The sequence below is a fragment of the Micromonospora maritima genome, assembly GCF_902825405.1.
Taxonomy (GTDB): domain Bacteria; phylum Actinomycetota; class Actinomycetes; order Mycobacteriales; family Micromonosporaceae; genus Micromonospora; species Micromonospora maritima.
In genome coordinates this window covers 1-3745 of sequence record NZ_CADEAU010000503.1, presented here as the reverse complement: position 1 = coordinate 3745, position 3745 = coordinate 1, and the positions used below count along the sequence as shown (strand labels likewise).

3 protein-coding genes are annotated in these 3745 nt (G+C 75.1%); all 3 read right to left on the bottom strand.

Annotation, left to right across the window (positions count from 1 at the left end; genetic code table 11):
- Positions 1 to 852 (bottom strand): RNA polymerase sigma factor (locus HUW36_RS27920; RefSeq protein WP_174530863.1); only part of this gene is annotated, 852 nt, incomplete at its 3' end.
- Positions 849 to 2174 carry a LysR family transcriptional regulator gene (locus HUW36_RS27915; RefSeq protein WP_174530862.1) on the bottom strand — a complete coding sequence of 442 codons (1326 nt, stop codon included), beginning with the start codon at positions 2172 to 2174 and terminating at the stop codon, positions 849 to 851. The genes HUW36_RS27920 and HUW36_RS27915, both read right to left, overlap by 4 nt.
- A 234-nt stretch (positions 2175 to 2408) precedes the next feature.
- On the bottom strand, positions 2409 to 3745 hold a 1337-nt coding region (locus tag HUW36_RS27910), incomplete at its 5' end, for a right-handed parallel beta-helix repeat-containing protein (protein ID WP_217428889.1).

Sequence of the window (3745 nt, the reverse complement as noted above, 5' to 3'; positions counted from 1 at the left end):
CGGATCGGGCCGCACGGACGCCGCGCCACCGGTGGGCGTGGCGAGCGCTCCGGGCAGGGCGTGCTCGGCCGACGGGAGCAGGTGCGTCGGCGGCAACAACAGCGGCGTCGCGGCGAGCAGCCGCTCCGGAGACAGCAGGTGCGCCCCGGTTCCGGCGCAGCGGCGGCAGCCGTCCACGTGCCGGGCGAGACGCTTGCGCCAGACTCGGGACGGCACCCCGTCCCAGCCGGCCAGGGTGCGCCGCAGCTCGACACAGCCGTCCCGCTGGCCGGCGGCCTGCCCAGCGGCCACGATGCGCCGGGCCGTGGCCAGCCGGGACCGGAGCCGGTGCAGGCGGACCCGGGCGTGCGCCGGCGAGATGCCCAGCGAGCGCGCGACATCGGCGCGGTCGAGTCGACCCAGCTGGGTCAGCCACCACAGGCCCAGCAGCTCCCGGTCGTCGGCGTCCAGCCAGCCGGTCGCCTCGGCCAGTTGCCGGCGTTGCAGGCCGAGGTCGCGCCGATTGGCGGCGTCGTCGTCCGTCGGGTCGGCCGTGGCGGGCAGCACGTCCGGGTCCAGCAGCAGCACCGACCGGCGGTGCGCGACGGTCCGGGCTGCGCGCCGTCGGGTCTCGTTCAGGGCGATGGTGGTCAGCCAGGCGCGGAACGTGGCCGGCTCACGCAACCCTGGCAGCCCTCGGACGGCACGGATCATCGTCTCCTGGGTGACGTCGTCCGCGTCCGCGGGTTCCAGGCTGCGCGCGGCGAGGTTGTACACCAGTGGGAGGCTGGTGCGCAGCAGCCGGTCCAGCGCCCGCCGATCACCACCCTGGGCCGAGCGGACCAACCGGGTCGTCTCCTCGCTGGCCGTCATCGTGGTCGCTCCTGCGCTCCGCGGGCGGGGAACCAAGCGGTGGGGGCGCTCGGCGCCGGACGAGCGAGGCTAGCCCGATCGGGATGGGGGTCGGCCGGTCGGGGTTCCCCGGCGGGCCGGTGGTGGACGGGAACCGACCGGCCGCGCGGCCGGGCAGCGCCCGGATCCGCGGATCGGACGAGGCGTCGTCGATCCGCCGGGTCCGGCGCTCCGCGCCGGCTCCGGGTTTCCGGATCACGGACGTCCCGGCCGCTCCACGCGACCGGTCCACCCGCGCCGTCCGACCCGGGGACGTCATCCCGTCCGGGCCCGGTGACCGGCGCGCACCGAAGATCGGACCGGGGCGGGACCACGGATCCGACGGAGACGCCGGGCTCGGCGTCGAGGTGGGCGGTGTCGTCGGCGAGGGAGCGCAGCACGTCGCGGACCAGGCTTTCCGGCACGGCGCCCGGTCGCCAGGCCAGGCGGAGCGTGGCCGCCGGCGCGTCCAGGACCGGGCGCCGGACCACTCCGGTCGCGGGTGGCGTGCTCGCGACCTCGACGGTCACCGCCCGTCCCGCCGCGACCAACGCCGCGACCTGCGCCTGGTCGTCGGTGACGTGGGTGATCACCGGCCGGAAGCCACCGGCCTGGCGGCAGACGCGTCGCAGCGCCTCGCGGAGTTCCGGGTCCGCGCCGGCCACCCACTCCTCACCGGCGAGGTCCGCGAGGTCGACCGGCCCGTCGTCGCCGGCGAGCCGGTGCGTGTCGGTCAGCGCCACGACGAGCGGCAGTTGCCGCACGGCGAATTCCCGCAGGCCGGACAGGTCGACCGGGGGCGTGTACGGCCAGGCGCACCAGAACCCGATCTGCACCTCATCGAGGAGGAGTCGCTCGACGAGCGCGGTCGGGCCGGCAGTGGTCCGCAGCGCCCAGTCGATCCGTGGCTGCTGCCGGCCGAGGCGGTCGACGGCGTGGTGACCGGCGAAGCGGGCCGTCCCGATCCGCACCCGCTGCGGCGCCGTCGTAGCGCGGTCACGCCCGCGGGTGCTCCTGCCGCGGGCGCCGCCGCTGGTGTCGCTCGTGGCCGTCTCGGCGACCACCAACCGGATCTCGTCCCAGCCGCGCCGGGTGGCGGCCACCCACTCGGCGAGTCGCCGGCCGGCGGGGGTCGGAAGCGCTCCGCGGGAGGTCCGGTCGACCAGCCGCGCGCCGAGCGCCCGTTCCAGGCGGGCGATCCGCACCGAGACCGCGGGCTGGGACGTGCCCAGCCGGGCGGCGGCCCGGGTGAAGTGCCGTTCCTCGGTCAACACGTGGAACGCGGTCAGGTCGGCCCAGTTCATCGGAGCCTCCGTCGAGGGCCGGTCGCGCCGCCGGGTCGGTCGCGGCGGCCCGTGTCACGGGACGATCGGGGGCGGTCGGAACCGTTCACGTCTCCTCCTTCGACGGCTCGTCCGTGTGGACGGCCGCCCGAAGGGACCCCGGAACCGGGCCGGGCGTTACCGGAATTCGGCGCTCTGGTCACCCGGGACGCGTCCGCCCCGCGCCGGAGGGGCGGGGCGGACGCGTCCCGGGTCTCAGGCTCGCTCGAGCGCGCCGCGGTCGACCCGACCGGCGCGGGGGACCCGCCGGCCGTCGGTGGAGGGCGCCAGCGCGGCTACGCCGCTGTCGATCGCCGGGCTGTCCGGCTTGAGCCGGAAGTCGCCGGCGTCGGGGGCGACGAACCGGGGGTCGCCGGTGAGCGCACCCGGGTCGGCGGGCGCCCTGGAGACGCCGACCACGAGGTTGCTGGTGAGCCGGACGTCGACGGCGGCGCCCACCTGGACCGCCGGCTTACCCCCGGCGGCGACGACGATGTTGTTGGCCACCCGCACGTCGCGCGCCTTGGTCACCCCGAGGTCGGTCTCGATCGCCGGATGCCGCGCATTGTGGTAAAGGGTGTTGTTGACCACGTCGACATGGTCACTCTTGAACACGTTGATGCCCCGGCCTCCATTGTTGTAGGAAATGTTGTTCTCCACCAGGGTGCGCCCGGCGTACGGCTTCTGGAACAGTGGCGGGCCGGCCACGTCGGCATTGTCGTGGGAATCGACGATGATGCCGTTCCCGTCGGTGATCTTCGTGAAGCCACTGCACCGGCAGGGCACCTTGTTCCAGTTGTCGTGGGTGACGTTGCCCCGCACGATCATCTTGTAGCCGGTGTTGCCGTCGGAGTTCCAGCCGCCGAACACCGAGATGCCGCTGCCACCGAACGGCGACCACCAGCCGTTGCGGGCCGCCTCGTTGTACGCGATGGTCACGTAGTCGGCGTACTGCGCCGCGATGCCCACCAGGGGGCAGTCGGTGACGGTGTTCCCCCAGACCACGACGTGGTGGGGCCGATGCGGTGGGTCGGCCTTGGCCCACTCGTCCACCGCGATGCAGTTGCTGGTGACCTCGACGTCGGAGATGTCGTTGCGCTTGGCCTTGGCGATCTGCGCCGGGGTCAGCGTGGCCCGGGATCCGATCACCGTGAAGCCGGCCACCGTGACGTACGCGGCGCGCACGCTGATGCCCTGCCAGCCGGTTGCCCGCACGACGGGCCGCTCGCCGGGGTACGCGGCGTAGGTGATCCACCGTCGCGCAGTGCCGGAGCGGGTCACTCCCAGCACGTTCGCCCGACCTGGCGCCCGGTACTCGCCGCCGCCGACCAGCACGGTGTCCCCCGGCTCGGTCAGGTCCGCGGCGCGTTGCAGGGTCCGCAGCGCGGTGGCCCGCGAACGCCCGTCGGCGCGGTCGTCACCGCGGGTGGAGACATAGAGGTAGCGTCCGCCCTGGGTGGGTGGCATCGCACCGGCCGCCCAGGTCGGGCCGCCCTTGCCTGCCCCGGCGCCCGGAGCCGCGGCGGCACCGCGCCCCGCCGGCGACCGACGGG